The sequence below is a fragment of the Asticcacaulis sp. AC460 genome (genome assembly GCF_000495795.1).
In the GTDB taxonomy this organism is placed as follows: domain Bacteria; phylum Pseudomonadota; class Alphaproteobacteria; order Caulobacterales; family Caulobacteraceae; genus Asticcacaulis.
In genome coordinates this window covers 92,698-107,379 of sequence record NZ_AWGD01000023.1, presented here as the reverse complement: position 1 = coordinate 107,379, position 14,682 = coordinate 92,698, and the positions used below count along the sequence as shown (strand labels likewise).

Annotated in this window: 11 protein-coding genes, 1 tRNA gene and 1 pseudogene; 4 read left to right on the top strand and 9 right to left on the bottom strand. The window is 60.2% G+C overall.

Features of this window, described 5'->3' with window-relative positions; genetic code table 11:
- Both ABAC460_RS50175 and ABAC460_RS38195 read left to right on the top strand, forming a co-directional pair.
- A pseudogene (locus ABAC460_RS50175) lies at positions 1-555 on the top strand (TonB-dependent receptor); the annotation flags it as partial.
- Positions 556-670: 115 nt separating this feature from the next.
- Positions 671-2,140 (top strand): tetratricopeptide repeat-containing sulfotransferase family protein, encoded by a 1,470-nt coding sequence (locus tag ABAC460_RS38195; RefSeq protein WP_023454003.1) that lies wholly within the window; start codon positions 671-673, stop codon positions 2,138-2,140.
- 57 nt (positions 2,141-2,197) lie between these two features.
- On the opposite strand, the gene sppA is transcribed toward ABAC460_RS38195, so the two are convergent.
- The 4 genes from sppA to ABAC460_RS49725 all read right to left on the bottom strand — a co-directional run bounded on the left by sppA (position 2,198) and on the right by ABAC460_RS49725 (position 5,642).
- Positions 2,198-3,979, bottom strand: coding sequence for a signal peptide peptidase SppA (gene sppA, locus ABAC460_RS38190; RefSeq protein ID WP_023454002.1), 1,782 nt, complete (start codon positions 3,977-3,979; stop codon positions 2,198-2,200).
- Between the two features lie 145 nt (positions 3,980-4,124).
- The gene (gene trhO / locus ABAC460_RS38185) at positions 4,125-5,021 is read right to left on the bottom strand and encodes an oxygen-dependent tRNA uridine(34) hydroxylase TrhO (protein ID WP_023454001.1); all 897 of its coding nucleotides are present in this window, start codon (positions 5,019-5,021) and stop codon (positions 4,125-4,127) included.
- Between the two features lie 20 nt (positions 5,022-5,041).
- The gene (locus ABAC460_RS38180; protein ID WP_023454000.1) at positions 5,042-5,497 is read right to left on the bottom strand and encodes an MEKHLA domain-containing protein; all 456 of its coding nucleotides are present in this window, start codon (positions 5,495-5,497) and stop codon (positions 5,042-5,044) included.
- Entirely contained in the window at positions 5,484-5,642 is a 159-nt protein-coding gene (locus ABAC460_RS49725) for a hypothetical protein (protein WP_023453999.1), read from the bottom strand. The genes ABAC460_RS38180 and ABAC460_RS49725 overlap by 14 nt, the downstream gene beginning before the upstream one ends.
- 122 nt (positions 5,643-5,764) lie before the next feature.
- Between ABAC460_RS49725 and ABAC460_RS38175 the strand changes: the two genes are divergently transcribed.
- Positions 5,765-5,838, top strand: a tRNA-Gln gene (locus ABAC460_RS38175).
- A gap of 224 nt (positions 5,839-6,062) precedes the next feature.
- Here the strand turns inward: ABAC460_RS38175 and ABAC460_RS38170 are convergent.
- The 3 genes from ABAC460_RS38170 to ABAC460_RS38160 form a co-directional block, all read right to left on the bottom strand.
- A complete protein-coding gene (locus ABAC460_RS38170; RefSeq protein WP_081716565.1) occupies positions 6,063-7,316 on the bottom strand; it encodes a methyl-accepting chemotaxis protein in 1,254 nt (417 codons plus the stop codon).
- Between the two features lie 1,296 nt (positions 7,317-8,612).
- Positions 8,613-9,143: a GNAT family N-acetyltransferase gene (locus ABAC460_RS38165; RefSeq protein ID WP_023453997.1), complete on the bottom strand. Its 531-nt coding sequence runs from the start codon at positions 9,141-9,143 to the stop codon at positions 8,613-8,615.
- Positions 9,140-11,404, bottom strand: coding sequence for a S9 family peptidase (locus ABAC460_RS38160; RefSeq protein ID WP_023453996.1), 2,265 nt, complete (start codon positions 11,402-11,404; stop codon positions 9,140-9,142). The genes ABAC460_RS38165 and ABAC460_RS38160 overlap by 4 nt, the downstream gene beginning before the upstream one ends.
- Before the next feature lie 124 nt (positions 11,405-11,528).
- Between ABAC460_RS38160 and ABAC460_RS38155 the strand changes: the two genes are divergently transcribed.
- Positions 11,529-12,404: a S1 family peptidase gene (locus ABAC460_RS38155; protein WP_023453995.1), complete on the top strand. Its 876-nt coding sequence runs from the start codon at positions 11,529-11,531 to the stop codon at positions 12,402-12,404.
- Positions 12,405-12,408: 4 nt separating this feature from the next.
- Here the strand turns inward: ABAC460_RS38155 and ABAC460_RS38150 are convergent, their stop codons facing one another.
- On the bottom strand, positions 12,409-12,822 hold the full coding sequence (locus ABAC460_RS38150) for a hypothetical protein (protein ID WP_023453994.1): 414 nt from the start codon (positions 12,820-12,822) through the stop codon (positions 12,409-12,411).
- 8 nt (positions 12,823-12,830) lie between these two features.
- Entirely contained in the window at positions 12,831-14,585 is a 1,755-nt protein-coding gene (locus tag ABAC460_RS38145; RefSeq protein ID WP_023453993.1) for an acyl-CoA dehydrogenase, read from the bottom strand.
- Positions 14,586-14,682: the final 97 nt, after the last annotated feature.

The window sequence follows — 14,682 nt, the reverse complement described above, 5'->3', positions numbered from 1 at the left end:
TCGCGCAGCCGCGGTAACTCCGAAGGCTACGTCCAGTCCGACTTCGGTCAGGACGACGCGGGTATCACCCAGGACTTCGACCAGCCCGGATTTGTCGACTACGCGTCCGGCCTCCTGCCGAACGACCGTACGCACAAGTTCAAGCTGTGGGGCTACTATCAGTTCAATGAAAAGTTCTCGATGGGTACCCAAATCCAGGTATCCTCGCCGCGTTCGCTGAGCTGCTTCGGCTACCACCCGACCGATCCGTACGCCAACGCTTACGGCGCCGCCTCGCACTACTGCAACGACGGCGAACCGGCTCCGCGCGGCAAGGGCAACAAGACCGACTGGATCAAGCAAGTCGACATCTCGGCCCGTTACCGCATCGACACGCCGGTTGGTCAAACCACCCTGCGCGCTGACATCTTCAACCTGTTCAACGGTCACGGCGTCCAGAAGCGCAGCGAAATCGGTGAACTCAGCGCCGCCGGTGACTACAACTACAACTACGGTCACACCACTCAGTATCAAACCCCGCGCTTCGTGCGCCTGGGTGCGGACTGGGAATTCTAAACCAACCGGGAAACCGGTGAAGATGGCGGCGAAAGGGAAACCTTTCGCCGCTTTTTCTTTTTTGCCAGTATGTTACTGGTGAGACTGAAAATCGTGACACCCTGGGAAAGACTTTATGACCACTGCTTCCGCGCCGGATAATCGCGTGCTTCAGGCCATTGACCGTTTGAAAACTTTCGACCGGAGAGGCGCCGTCGCCTTGCTCAGGGAAGAATTCGCCAACGGCAGCCCGACCGGTGATCGCTGGCGCAGTATCGCGCGACTGAGCTTCACCATCGGCGAACTGAGTCTGTCGCATGAAGCTGCCCGCCGTTATGCCATGTCGCCCCCCCAGAGCCTAGATCGCACCATAAGCTACTTCCGTGAACTCATTCGTGACGGGCACGAGGAGACCGCGCTGAAGCAAATCGACGCCCTTCCGGTAAAGCTCAGGGAACACTCGTCCATCCTGCATCTTCTGGGCACCATCGCGACCCAGACCGGCGACTTCCGGCAGGCGGAAAGCCACTTTCGCCGCGCCTTGGCACAGACACCGCTGGCCCCGCAAAGCTGGTTTGCGCTGAGCGTCATCAAGACATTTTCCGCCGGAGATCCCGATATCAGCCTTATGGAAGCGCTGAAGCCGGACATGAAACAGGCTGAGCCCAAGTTGTACGCCCAGTTCGTCTACGCGCTGGCCAAGGCCTACGACGATACGGGCGATCGGGTGAAGGCTTACCAGCTTTATCAGGAAGGCGCAGAACCCATGCGTGCGGAGGAGGCGTTCGACCTCCAGGCCTGGAACAGGACGACGGATCAGTTGATCCGTGACTACCAGCCAGAGAAGTTCAAACTGCTCACGCCATCGGGGTGTGACAGCGAGCGCGTGACCTTTGTCAATGGCGCGCCGCGTTCCGGCACGACGCTGGTTGAGCAGATATTGGCAAGCCACTCGCAATTTCACGATGGTGCTGAACTGAATCTGTTGCGGGCGGCGCTGATCCCTGCCGGCGATTTCAGCCTCCTCGGCGCCTTGAACTACCAGTTGAGAAACCCGGATGACACCGACCCTTGGGGTGAGATAGGGCGCGACTACCTGGCCATGATCACGGAACGGTTCGGAAGCACCGGCCGCATCATCGACAAAACGCTCAATCACTCGCGCCTGATGGGCTTGCTTCTCCACACCTTGCCCAATGCCCGCGTCATATGGCTGCGGCGTAATCCGGCGGACTGCGCCTTATCGTGTTTCCGGACCTATTTTACCGCCTCGATTCCCTGGTCCTGGTCGGTTAGCGATATTGCCGCCTACATGAAATCGGAGGACAGGTTGCACACCCACTGGGCTTCGCTGTTCCCGGATCGGATTCTCACCGTTCCTTACGAAGAGCTGACGGCGGATCCGCGATCCTGGATCCCGCGTATACTTGCGCATGTCGGCGTGGATGCGGAACCGCAGGTTTTCGAACCGCACAAAAGCGAACGCTCCGTCATGACGGCCAGTGTTGCCCAGGTCAGAAATCCGATTTCAACGTCGCGCGTCGGCGCCTCCCAGGCCTACGCGCAGTTCCTGGAAGCCTTCCAGCGCGCCTATCAGACGGCATAAAAAAAGCCCGGTGTCGGAACACCGGGCTTTTTGTCTCTGACATCCTATAACCGGCTATTATTGCGCCGGCGCGGTCTCGTATGGCTGGGGCGCCATGACATTGGCGCCCTGTTCGCGCAGGCGCTGGTCGGCGACGCGGTCAATGACGGCTTCGGCCTTGGGGTCGCTCATCGCCCAGCCCAGGAAGGACAGGGTCTTCAGGCCGGTCAGGCTCATCTGGACGCTGTTGCTGACGCCACCGAACATCGACGTCTTGCCGGGGTAGGGGACCAGCCGCACCGGCGCCGAGGCATCGATCTTGGCCAGCGACTTGGCGGTATCGACGGCGGCGTAGAAACCACCGGCCTTGTCGACCAGACGATGCTCGACGGCCTGCGCGCCGGTCCAAACCCGGCCCCTGGCCAGTTCGCGCACCTTGTCTTCCGGCAGGTTACGGCCGGCGGCGACATGGGTGATGAAGCTGTTATAGATCTGGTCGATCCAGCTCGACAGGGCGGCGCGCTGAGTCGGGCTGAAGCCCTTGGCTTCGCTGAAGGCCTCGGTGTAGTCGCCGCCGACATGGATGTCCTTGACGTCTATGCCGAAGCGGCTCAGCGCGTCGCCGATGGCGAACTTGCCGCCGAAGACGCCGATCGAGCCGGTCAGGGTCGACGGATTGGCGACGATGGCCGAAGCGCCCGAGGCGATCCAGTAGCCGCCCGACGCAGCGTAATCACCCATGGACACCACCACCGGCTTGCCGGCTTCCTTGGCGTCCTTCATGGCTTCGGCGATCTGGGCCGACGCGGTATCCGATCCGCCCGGAGACGAAACGCGGAAGACGATCGCCTTGACCTTGGGATCCTTGATGGCGGCATAGAACGAGTCGGCAATGTCGTCCGACATCATCGTCTTCTGGCTGCCGAAACCACCACCGCTGCCCTTGCCGGTCATGATGGCGCCTTCGCCGTCGATCACGGCGATGACCTCGCCCTTGGTTTCGGGCGTCAGCGTACGGGCATAGTCATCCAGGGATACGATCTTGGCGTCGGTGCCCCGCTTCAGCGCGGCCTGCTCGGCGTCATGGACCTGACCCAGGTTTGTGATGAGGCCCAGCTCCAGCGCCTTCTCGGCGCCATAGGGCCCCGCTTCCAGCGTCGTCTGCAAGACAGTCTTGTCGAGGCGCCGGTCGGCGGCGATATTGCCGATCATCGACTGATAGATGCTGCCCATCCACGACAGGGCGGCTTCGCGGTGTTCCGGCGTAAAGTCGTTATAGAGATAGGGGTTGACCGCGTTCTTGAACTCGGCGCGCTGTTCGTACTGGGCGGTGACGCCGTACTTGTCGAAGGCGTCCTTGAAGAACATTTCCGAGGTCGAGATGCCGGTCACCTGGAAGGACGACCGCGGTTGCATCCACAATTCGCTGGCCGACGAGCCCAGCATGTAGGACGAAATCACCATGCCGCTGGGATACAGGCCCTGGCTGTGGGCGATCACCGGCTTGGAGGCGCGGCGGACATAGATGACCGCTTCGCGAATCTCTTCGGCGGCGGCGGGTGACATGCCGCCTTCGGGCAGGCGGATAAAGACAGCCTTGACCTTGGGATCATCGGCGGCGCGGTGCAGCGTGTTGACGACTTCCATGGTCGACAAGGTGCGCCCGGTCAGAAAATCGAACGGTCCTCCGGCCGCCTGATCGGTCATCTTCTGGCGCAGGTCCAGGGAAATGACGACATCGCCGCGCGTCTGGGGCGTCGCCGACGAGGCCAGCATGGTGATGAACAGAATCGGCAACCCGACCAGGACGATAATCATCCCGGCGATCACGGCCGACAAGGTAATCAGAAACTGCTTCATCTAAGACCCATCATCCCTCTGGACATCCCGGCCTCCAGCATAAACCTTAACGGCCGGAGGTCAAATGAAGAGGATGTTATAGTTAACGATTTGGCCAGGCTTGTGACGGCCTTGCACCATAGGGGGGCAAGATCGCACGGAATGGCTAAAATTTCGTGCGGCCGGGGTATTTTCCAGCCGCCGGTACCGTGTCGTGGGCGTATTTCGGATCGCCATGACAATGCGGGCAGGCAACGCCCTCGACATAGTCCGGGCTGACCTGGTCGTCGGGCGTAAGGGCATGGTCGCAATGCTTGCACAAAACGGCGGTTTTCGACGGCTGCAGGTCGTGATCGACAGCGATTCGCTCATCGAACACGAAGCACTCGCCCTGCCACAGCGACTGCTCGCGCGGCACATCCTCCAGATATTGCAGTATGCCGCCCTGCAGGTGGTAGACATCTTCGATGCCGTTATCGATCAGCCACGAGGTATATTTCTCGCAGCGGATGCCGCCGGTGCAAAAGGTCGCCACCCGCTTGCCCTGCAAGGCGTCCAGGTTATCGCGCGTCCATTGCGGAATGTGCTTGAAATTGGGGATTTTGGGGTCGATCGCGCCGGCAAAGGTGCCGAGATTGACCTCATAATCGTTGCGCGTATCGATGATGACGACGTCCTCGCCGCGGATCAGGTCGTTCCAGTCCTGCGGCGCGACATACTGGCCGAACCGCTTCATCGAAACCGGCTCGCCCAGCGAAATGGTCTCTTTCTTCAGCCGCACTCGCGCCTTGCCGAACGGCTGGAACTGCGCCTGCGATTCCTTCCACCGCACGGTCCCCCCGACGACATCGGCCTGCAGGTAGGCCATGAAGCTGTCGATAGCCTCGCGCGTTCCGGCAATCGTTGAATTGACGCCTTCGGAGGTGATCAGGATCGAGCCCTTGATCCCCAGTTCCAGAAGCCGGTCCAGCAGCGACTGGCGCAGGCTTTCGAACTGCGGGAAATCGAAGAAATGATAGAAGGCCGCGATGACAAACGGCGGCGGGGCAGGGCGCTCGAACATGGCCGCCACCTAGCACAAATCTACAGGTGCTGCCAGTCGCGGATGAAGGCCGCCTGGCCATGCCGCACGCCGGCCTCATCGACCACATTCCACAACACGGTATTGCGGATTTCAAACCGCCGTCCGGTGCTGGAGACGCGGACACCGGAATAGGTATCGACCCAGCCCTTGGCCAGGGCGGCCTGCAACAAGGCATTGCGATCGGATTGGATATCCGGGTTGGCTTCTGCGCTCAATCTTGACGGCAGGCGGGTGAAATCGGCCCAATCCATCTCCCATAGCTCCAGCGTCCGGGCATTGGCATAACGGAAGATCGGGTCAGTCTGCGTTCCATGCGACACAATGGCCTGGGGCGCATGCCACATGGCCCGGCTCAGGTCCTCGCCTGTGGCGATCGGCTGGCTGGTGTATTTGTGAAAGCTGAACGCCATCAACTGGTTGTAGGCCTGAACCTCAGGCGATTCATAGGGCAGCATGTCCGTCTTTCACGAAGGGCAACAGATGGGCCGGCGTAATCGATCCGGCGCCGCTTTGGAAGATCATATGCGGCAGATCCAGATTGACGAAAAAGACGCCGGTGCCGTCGGTTCCGGGCAGCAGAACGATCAGGGGAGGGGACATGCGCTGGTTATAACCGCTGGAAAAACTTTGGGGAAAAAATGCGCGACGGGGATTGCAAGTCGCAAAAGGTTGGGCTATCTCACCGCCTCTCGCGGGCGCAAGCCCTTGAGCCGGCTTTTTGCTGGGGAATGGTGTAATGGTAACACTGCGGTTTTTGGTACCGTCATTCTAGGTTCGAGTCCTAGTTCCCCAGCCAAATTTCGCCTTTGGCGAAATTTGTCGCCCGAAGCTCCCACCGGGAGCAAAGAGCGACCTCCCTCTCAGAAAACACTGAAGACGTCAGCAGTATAAATGACTTTTCCCTCCCGTTGAACGCGGAGCGGGTCGGCCTGCGCCGTGACGATAAGCGACAGCTCGTAAGACGGTGGGGATGGGGCCCGCAAGCGCTTCGCGGCTTAGAACCTTATTCAGTAAGCTTTATCACGCCGACTTCAGCGCCTGGATAAAGCGGTCACCGCGGTCCTTCAGGCTGTGAGCGACCTCGTCGATCTGGCGCGACGTCTTTTCGATGCTTTGCCCGGCCGAATGGGTCGAAGCGGTCAGCCCCGCCAAATGCTGCGACGCTTCGGCGGCGGTCTGGGCCTCGGAAGAGGCGCGGCGGACAACGTGCGACATTTCAGACGTCGTTCGGGCCTGCTCGTCCACCCGGCCGGAAACCGTCTGGGCGATATCGTGCAGTTGCTGAACGGCATGGATGATGTCGTGCAGGGTTTCGGCCGACCGGTCGGAGACGCGGCGGATATCGTCGACTCGTTGCGAGATGGTGGCGGTCGAATGCGAGGTTTGGGCGGCCAAAGCTTTGACTTCGGACGCCACGACGGCAAAGCCCTTGCCTGAATCGCCGGCCCGCGCCGCCTCGATGGTCGCGTTCAAAGCCAGAACATTGGTCTGAACGGCCAGGTCGTTGATCAGGGCGACGACCTCGGAGATCTGGTCGGCCGCCAGGGCCAGTTCGGTGACGATGGTCTCGGCGCTGCGGCCGGAATCATAGGCCCGGCGCGCCATCTCGGTTGACGCCTGCATGCGGCCGGTGATGTCTGAGATGGCGGTGTTGAGGATGTCGGCGGCCGACGACACCTGGTCGACATTGCCCGACACCACCTGGCTGGCCTCGGAACAGGCCTGGGTCTGGCGGTTCGTCTGGGCGGCACAGTCATTGAGGTGGCTGGAATCGCGGCCCAGCGTGCCGCTGGCCTCGGTCAGGTCGCGGATCGAGGTCTCGAAATCGGCGCTGAACTGCTGGCACAGGGCATCCAGCATCCGGGCCTTCTCCTGCGTCTTGCTGGCATTGGACTCGACGCTGGCGCGTTCGGCCTGGGCGCGATCGGCCAAAAGGTCGCTGAAGGCCTTGATCGAGCGGGCCATGTCGCCCAACTCGCCCTTGGCCTTGAGATTGACGTGGCTGAGATCGGCCTGGCCTCGCGCCAGTTCTGACAAAACATTGACCATGCTCTTCAACGGCCGCGAAATGACCAGGCGAACGCCGGCGATGGTCAGCCCGCACAGGACCAGGGCGATCACGATGGTCGCCCCCATCAGCGTGGCCGCACCGGAGGTTTCGCGCTGGGCCTGGGCGCGTTCGCGGGCGGAGTAGGCATCGATGGCCTCCGACACCGTCTCCATGGTGCCGATCAGTTCGTAATAGGCGGCATTGAACTCGCCCATATGTGGCATAGTATTTCAGATACTTACTGCTTTCGTACACGTCTGGCGACCCTCCATGCACAACTGAGCCTCTAAGTCCTAAAAGCAGCCTAATGCGCTTCTCGTCATAAATGTGCCCCACAATCGGCTCTACACCATCTATAATGGCTTGCGATGCTTTCTGATCGTCACCAAAGATGGCGTCTATCGCTTGAAACAATACACTGAATCGGTCTGCCGGCGGCAAAAACCAGGCCCGATAAAAATACTCCAGAGCCTTTATCTGTTTTCTGCTTTCACGTTCTTCAGCCGTAATTTTTTCGGCAAGAATCTGAAGCCAACGTTTATCGTCATTGGTGATAGGAATTTCAGTACCAATCGGTGGCGTACTTCCTCCACCTGAATGATACATCACTCCTTTTTCAAAGGTCACATGCCCCTCAACCACTTCACGCATCGTATGATCGAACCGTTCACCCGGATGGGGGAGTAAAGCGACAGCACCTAAAATTGCATTTTTCATTTTAACGGATATGGAATTACGAACAGAGTTAACGCCAAGCCAAGCGATCGGCTTTTCCTTTTGAACGCGCGAAATTAAATGAGAAGGCAAATGACTGTCGTTGAAGTTCTTCTGGGGTTCAATTTTGGGCTGAATCGCAGTCACCAGCCCATCTGGGGATGAAAAAAAGAAAGTTTCACATTGAAATTCTGATTCGACTCTAATGGTTGAAAGTGGAAAGGCGGCAAAAAAAGCTGCCGGGTTTAGCATGGAAGATATCGCGAACGCTTGAGCCAACCTTAACTTAGCACTGTCTGGCACTGTTGAAAAAGGCAAGCCTTTGTAAAAATTTTCCTCGTAGTTGCTTAATGGACCATAGTTGGCGGCAACGAACTTGAGGATTAAACTTTCTAGTTCGGCCAAAGGAATTTTTGTAAGGTAAGACGGACCAAATGATCGTAGGTATTTCGACGCCTCAAATGTTTCACGCTTTCTCAAAATTACGTTGTTCATTCCTGTCATTTGAGAACCATAGTCTTTTTCTTTTCCGGGTTCCCTAATGGAAAATGATCCAGCTAAAATTAGATTGATAGCATGGAGCGGATCGAATTTTGACATTGCCGACTTGTCTCCCAATATTATTGGCGTCCCTACACTACAGTTAGACCCAATCGCTGGGCCGGAGAAATTCGCTATTGCTTCTGACTGATGCTGACCGGATCCACAATTCAGATTCGTTTATCCAATATACTGTCCGTCTGGCACGATCTCGGGAACAGGAGCAATATTCCCGTCCGTTTGCAGGCCCGCCCAGTTGGATAGACTTAACCCGCCCAACCTTCACCTTCAGGCATATCCACCGGCGGCAGCAAATCCCGCGTCATGAACACCACATCCAGCCAGCGGCCAAACTTGAAGCCGGCGCGGGGCAGGGTGCCCGTCACCGTAAACCCGCAGGCGCGGTGAACCCCGATCGAGGCGCCGTTCTCGCCGTCACCGATGACGGCGATCATGGTGTACAGCCCCCGCGCAATACATAGCTCGATCAACCGGTTGAGCAGGGCCTTGCCCAGGCCCCGGCCAACCGCCACGGGCGCCAGATAGATGCTGTCTTCGATACCATACCGATAGCCCGGCCGTGTCCGGAACGGCGAGGCATAGGCATAACCCAGGATCCGGCCGTCTTCCTCGGCGAGGATGTAGGGCAATCCCATGCCTTTGAAGCTCCGGAACGACGCCAGCATCTCGTCCTGCGATGGCGGCTCCAGCGCAAACGTCCCCGTCCCATGCAACACATTGTGCGCATAGATGTCGGTGATGGCGCCGAAATCCGCCTCCGTTGCGTCGCGGATCATGCTTTCAGCCAGCCCTTGTCATGGGCCCAGATTGCGAAGGCATAATCAAACGCGATCTCCTTCAGGAAATCAAACCGTCCCGAAGCCCCGCCGTGACCGGCCTCCATATTGATCTTCAACAGCATCGGCGCGCCCGAAGTCGACTTTTCACGCAGCTTGGCGATCCACTTCATCGGCTCCCAATAGGTCACCCGCGGATCGCTCAACCCGCCCGTTGCCAATACCGGCGGATAGGGCTTGGCGTCGATATTGTCGTATGGCGAATACGACAGAATATAGTCATACGCCTGCTTGTCCTCCAGCGGATTGCCCCATTCCGGCCATTCCGGCGGGGTCAACGGCAACGACGTGTCGCTCATGGTGTTCAACACATCAACGAAGGGCACGGCGCCGATCACTCCGGCCCACAGGTCCGGCCGCATATTGGCGATGGCCCCCATCAGCATGCCGCCGGCCGACCCGCCATAGGCGACGACCTTGCCGCGCGTGCCGTAACCGGCATCGCACAGGCTTTCGCAGGCGGCGATAAAGTCGGTGAAGGTGTTCTTCTTCTTGTACTTGCGGCCGTCCAGGAACCAGCCATAGCCCTTTTCGGTGCCGCCGCGGATATGGGCGATCGCGTAGATCCAGCCGCGATTGACTAGGCTGAGCGAGCGGATCGAGAAGGTCGGATCCATCGGAATGCCATAGGAACCATAACCGTACAACAACAGCGGCGCCGATCCGTCCAGCTTGGTGCCGGCCTTCATCAGCACGGTCACCGGCACCTTTTCGCCGTCCGGCGCGGTCGCATACAGACGCCGCGCGGTATAGTCGGCCGGGTTGTGACCCGACGGAATGGTCTGGGTCTTCAACAGGACCTTCTCGCGCGTCTCCATATTGTAACCGAAGGTCTGGCTGGGCGTGGTCGGCGAGGTATAGCCGTAGCGGATGATGTCGGTGTCGTATTCGAACCCGATGCCGCCCCCCAGCGAATAGGCCTCCTCGTCGACCGAGATGGCGTGCTCGCTCAGGTCCGACTTGCGGGTGATCACGATGCGCGTATTGGCGTTTTCGCGCTCGGTGCGGATCATGTGGCGCTTGGTCACCTCGGCGCCGGTGACATAGACGCCCGGACGATGCGGCACGAACTCGACCCAGCTCGACCGCGTCGGCACGGCGGCCGTCGAACGCATCACCTTGAAGTCGATGGCGTCATCGGCATTGGTGTAGATGATGAAACGATCGTCCCAGTGATCGATATCGTATTTCAAACCGACGGTGCGCGGCTCGACGACCACGGGCAGGGCGGTGGGATCGCCAGACGGGATGATCCACGATTCGCTGGTCTCATGGTCGCCGGCGCCAATGACCACAAAGGCTTCGGAACTGACCATGCTGATATTGATGAAGAAGCCGTCGTCCTTTTCCTCGTAGATCAGCACATCCTCGCCGCCACGCGCCGGCCGGCGGAACACCTTGGCGGGACGGGAATTCTCATCGCGCCAGATCCAGTAGATATATTGCGAATCCTTGGAAAAGACGAAGCTGCCGTCGCTGGACGGGATGTTGCCCGGCAGGATTTCCCCCGTCTTCAGGTCGCGGACATGGATGGTGTAATATTCGGAGCCCTGGATATCCTCGCCCCAGGCGTACAACGCATGGTCCGGGCTGTGCTGGGCGCCGGACGTCTCGTAATAGTCGTGACCTTTTGCCCGCTCGTCCTCGTTCAGCAGGATATATTCCACGGCCTTGGTGGTCTCGATCGACGGCACGCCTTCCAGGAAAGCCGTGGTCGACCTCGGCCGGCGCGCCAGGATCGGGTGCTGGCCGCCCTTCTCATAGCGCGAATAATATTCCCACGGCCCGTCCGGCGACGGCACCGAGGCGTCGTCCTCCTTGATACGGCCCTTCATTTCCTCGAAAATGGTCGTCTGCAGGTCCTGGGTCGAGGCCAGCATGGCAGCGGAATAAGCGTTTTCCTCCGTCAGGGCGGCCTTGACGTCGGCCTTGATCAGGCTGGGGTCGCGCAGCACGGCCTGCCAGTTATCGTCCTTCATCCAGTGATAATCGTCGCTGCGTTTATAGCCCAACTGCTCGATTTCGAACGGCTTTTTGGCGGGGTGCGGCGCGGTGGGAAGAGCGGTCTTGGCTTGGGGAGTCACAGGGGCTGCGGCTTTCTGGCTGGCGGGGTCAGGTGTGGCGGCAAAGCCAAACCCGGCGACAAAACTGGTCGCCACGGAGGTGAAAATGACGCTTCGACGATTCAAAAGGCTTTTCATTAGGCCCATCACCTGACACATTAAGGTTAGTCGTAAGACGCGGCAAGGATTGACCCATTCCATATAAGCCGTCAAACAGCTTGTTGGGTCTGTAACGAAATTCCGCGGGGGAGAACGCGCCTCGATGTTTGTTGACCTTACGGTAGACCTGATCGAGGCCACTGTGCAGCTCGATCAGCCGATCAACGAAGCCAAACGCATGGTCGGTACGGGTTTCCTGGTGGAAGTCCCCCAACCCGGCGGCGCTGCGCCCCAGGTGGTCCTGGTCACCGCCGCCCACGTCTTCGAAAAGATGCCGGCGCCCGACGTCCGCGTCGGCTGGCGCTACCTCAACGCCCAGGGCACCTGGGTGTATGAACCGTCGACCATCAAGATCCGCACGGCCAATGGCCCGGCCTGGTACCAGCATCCGACCCAGGACATCGCCGTCATCCCGGTCCAGGCGCCGGCCACTTTCAAGGACCAGGCCATCCCCCAAGCCATGCTGGGCGACGAGACGACCTTCGTCACCGAAAAGGTCAAGGCCGGCGAGGAGATGATGACCTTGGGCTATCCCCATGGGCTGTCGGCCAATGTGGCGGGTTTCCCGATCCTGCGCGCTGGCAAGGTGGCGTCGTATCCGCTGTCGCCGTCGACCGCCTATCCGACCTTCCTGATCGACCTGACGGCGGTGCCGGGCAATTCCGGCGGTCCGGTTTTCATGACCACGGAAGGCCCCAAGGGAAAAACCTTCGTCGCCGGCGTGCTGATCAAGCAGGTCGAGGACGACAATCAACGTCTGGAACTGGGCGTGGTGGCCGATGCGATCTTCGTGCGTGAGACGATCGACATCATGCAAAGGGGACAGGCGACCGGCGCCTTGTCTCAGCCGCGTCTGACTCCGGGCCTGCCGGCGCCGGTCCAGACGCCGGGCGGTCCGACCACGGATACCAAGGACATGACGGACCGCAAGACCGACCCGGCCGGCCAGGCCGCCAAGCCGTCGGGCGCGACGAACTGAGCGTCTACCTGACCGCCACCACACCCGGTATCTGCGTCACCGCAGCGATAAACTCTTCGGCGTCGCCATTGAGCTGGGATTGGCTGGCCGGGAACAGGCCCTTACCCTTGTAGAAGGCCGCCGACACCGGCGCGCCGGCGCCGTAGCGCGTAATATTGACCTCGCGGTCCTCGTCGCGCAGCAGGATGACCAGATTCTCCGCCGAGCCCTGCGAATTGGCGATGCCCAGCTTTTCGGCGACGGCGAACTTGCGCACCTTTTCCGCAAACTCCGCCTCGGCCTGAGGCGCAACCGTCAACTTGACCGTCCGCACCGGCATGATGGTTTCCCGCCGCGGGTTGTTCAAGGTCACATAGACCACGCCACAGGCGGCGATAGCGGCTACCGCGATCAGGGTCTTCTTGAATCGGAACTTCATGCCGCCTCCTAGTCGAAGGAGAGACTTAGTCCTTCAAGTGGTGCAAATCCAGCCTTGATCGCGGCCAGATGCGCCGAGGCATGCGGCAGGACATGGGCGAAATAGACCTGCATCAGCTTGACCCGGTCCGCCAGCCACGCGGCATCACCCTCAGCCGTCTTTGCCGCCACGGCGCCCTTCAACAACAACCATCCGCCGACGACATCGCCCGAAAGTTGCAAATAGGTGGTCGCACCCGCCGCGACATCCAGAGGCGCCGCGCTCTTTTGCGCCAGCAGATGCTCGGTCGCCGCCATGAAGACGTCAACCGCGTCGACCAGCGTCCGAAACTCCGCTTCAAAACCGACACATCCAGTTTTTGCGAAGTGTACTATATCACCGGCCAGCTCCATCGCCGCCGTCCCGTCGGAGCCCAGTTTGCGCCCGACCAAGTCCGCCGCCTGAATCCCGTTGGTACCCTCATAGATCGGCGCGATCCGTGCGTCGCGGTAATATTGTGCCGCACCCGTCTCCTCGATAAAGCCCATGCCGCCGTGGACCTGAACCCCCAGTGACGCCACCTCGACCCCGACATCGGTCGACCACGCCTTGGCGATGGGTACCAGAAAATCCTCACGCCGCTTGGCTCTCAGACGTTCATTCTCGTCCTCTGCCACCTTCCCCTGGTCGATCGCCACCGCCGTCAGGAAGCAAATCGCCCGTGCCGCCTCGGTCTTGGCCTTCATTTTCGCCAGCATCAGCCGGACATCGGGATGGTCGTAGATGGCGGCGCCGTCCTGGCCGGTGATCAAAGACTTGCCCTGCCTGCGTTCCTTGGCGTAACTCACCGCCCGCTGCCAGGCCGCTTCTGCTACGCCAACACCTTGAAATCCAACGGCTAATCGCGCTGCGTTCATCATAGTGAACATGGCGGCCAGCCCACCATGCGGCGGCCCGATCAGTTCGCCCTGGGCGCCTTCGAAGGCCATGACGCAGGTCGGGGAGCCGTGGATCCCCAGCTTATGCTCCAACCCGACGCACTTGACGCTGTTGCGCGCGCCGGGCTGTCCGTCGCCGTCGACCAGGAATTTCGGGCATAAAAACAACGAGATACCGCGCGTCCCCTTCGGCGCGTCAGGCAGTCGCGCCAGCACTAGGTGAACGATATTGGCGGCGCCGTCATGCTCGCCCCAGGTGATGAAAATCTTCTGGCCGGTCAGGGCATAGGTGCCGTCGCCATTGGGCTCGGCCCGGGTGGTCAGCGCCGCCAGATCCGATCCCGCCTGGGGTTCGGTCAGGTTCATGGTGCCGGCCCACTCACCCGCGATAAGCTTCGGAAGATAAAGGTCTTTTTGCCCCTGTGTGCCATGGGCGTGGATGGCCTCGATGGCGCCCTGGCTCAGGGTCGGCAGCAACGTAAAGGCCATGTTGGCGCCGTTGAACATGTCGAAACAGGCCTGTTCCAGCGTCTTGGGCATGCCCTGTCCGCCATAGGCGGGATCGGCCGCCACGCCGTACCATCCGCCTTCCGCATAGGCGGAAATCGCCGCCAGGAAGCCCGGCGCCACCTCCACCCGGTCACCGTTCAGCTTCGAGCCGTTCAGATCTCCGCTACGGTTCAAAGGCGCCAGAACCTCGCCGGCCAACTGCGCCGCCGCGTCCAGCACGGCATCGCGTAGATCCGCATCGACATCGGGATAGGCCGCCGTGCCGTACAGCTTCGGCTGATCGACGATATGGTCGAGACAGAAGGCAATATCCTTGACGGCCGGGCGGTAGGTCATATGCGTTTCCCTTTTCGCAAAAGCCTAAACCGCGCCGCCGATCGTGGCAAGAATAATTTACGTGAACGTCAACTTGTGGAACTGAAATTGTTGTGAT

Coding starts and splice junctions, on each gene's coding strand:
- ABAC460_RS38195 (WP_023454003.1), top strand. CDS start 671: ATGACCACTGCTTCCGCGCCGGATAATCGCGTGCTTCAGGCCATTGAC.
- sppA (WP_023454002.1), bottom strand. CDS start 3,979: ATGAAGCAGTTTCTGATTACCTTGTCGGCCGTGATCGCCGGGATGATT.
- trhO (WP_023454001.1), bottom strand. CDS start 5,021: ATGTTCGAGCGCCCTGCCCCGCCGCCGTTTGTCATCGCGGCCTTCTAT.
- ABAC460_RS38180 (WP_023454000.1), bottom strand. CDS start 5,497: ATGCTGCCCTATGAATCGCCTGAGGTTCAGGCCTACAACCAGTTGATG.
- ABAC460_RS49725 (WP_023453999.1), bottom strand. CDS start 5,642: ATGTCCCCTCCCCTGATCGTTCTGCTGCCCGGAACCGACGGCACCGGC.
- ABAC460_RS38170 (WP_081716565.1), bottom strand. CDS start 7,316: ATGCCACATATGGGCGAGTTCAATGCCGCCTATTACGAACTGATCGGC.
- ABAC460_RS38165 (WP_023453997.1), bottom strand. CDS start 9,143: ATGATCCGCGACGCAACGGAGGCGGATTTCGGCGCCATCACCGACATC.
- ABAC460_RS38160 (WP_023453996.1), bottom strand. CDS start 11,404: ATGAAAAGCCTTTTGAATCGTCGAAGCGTCATTTTCACCTCCGTGGCG.
- ABAC460_RS38155 (WP_023453995.1), top strand. CDS start 11,529: ATGTTTGTTGACCTTACGGTAGACCTGATCGAGGCCACTGTGCAGCTC.
- ABAC460_RS38150 (WP_023453994.1), bottom strand. CDS start 12,822: ATGAAGTTCCGATTCAAGAAGACCCTGATCGCGGTAGCCGCTATCGCC.
- ABAC460_RS38145 (WP_023453993.1), bottom strand. CDS start 14,585: ATGACCTACCGCCCGGCCGTCAAGGATATTGCCTTCTGTCTCGACCAT.